At 62.6% G+C, this 585-nt stretch carries 2 protein-coding genes; both read right to left on the bottom strand.

Annotated features, from left to right (window positions below):
- Positions 1 to 396: formyltransferase family protein (locus tag ACFFUV_RS23685; protein ID WP_390198451.1), on the bottom strand; the 396-nt coding region annotated here is incomplete at its 3' end.
- The coding region (locus tag ACFFUV_RS23680) for an AIR synthase-related protein (protein WP_390198447.1) at positions 390 to 585 on the bottom strand (196 nt) is incomplete at its 5' end. The genes ACFFUV_RS23685 and ACFFUV_RS23680, both read right to left, overlap by 7 nt.

Raw genomic sequence — 585 nt, 5'->3', positions numbered from 1 at the left:
CAGCGCTTCCTCATGCACTTTCAGGCCATAGTAGCCGGGGCCGGAAAAGCTGGGAATCAGGCTGGGGTGGATGTTCAGGATGCGGTTGGGGTAAGCGGCAATCACGCTGGGGCCCAGCACGCTCAAAAATCCTGCCAGAACCACCAGCTCAATGCCATGGTCTTTCAGCACACTCAGCAGGGCAGTGTCAAACTCCTCGCTGGTGGCGTAATCCTTGCGGCGCACCACGGCGGTTTCCACGCCGAAGTTTGCAGCGCGTTCCAACGCATACACACCAGGTTTGCTGGCAACCACCAGGGTAACCTTACCGTTGGGGTTCTCCCCGCGGCGTTCGCTTTCCAGGATGGCCTGCAGGTTGGTGCCGCCGCCGCTCACCAGCACCGCGATCTTCAGCATAGCTCCAGCCCCTCGCCCGCGGCCACCTGGCCCAATAAGTAAGCGTCCTCGCCCGCGGCCCGCAGGAGCTCAAGGGCCCGGGCCGCGTCTTTTTGCGCCACGATCAGCGTCATGCCCACGCCCATGTTAAAGGTGTTGAACATGTCCCGCTCGGGGATCTCGCCCGCCTGCTGGATGTGGTGGAACAGC

The organism is Vibrio olivae, assembly GCF_042428525.1.
In the GTDB taxonomy this organism is placed as follows: Bacteria; Pseudomonadota; Gammaproteobacteria; order Enterobacterales; family Vibrionaceae; genus Vibrio; species Vibrio olivae.
The sequence above is the reverse complement of the archived record's forward strand: the minus strand, read 5'-3'. Positions and strand labels throughout refer to the sequence as shown.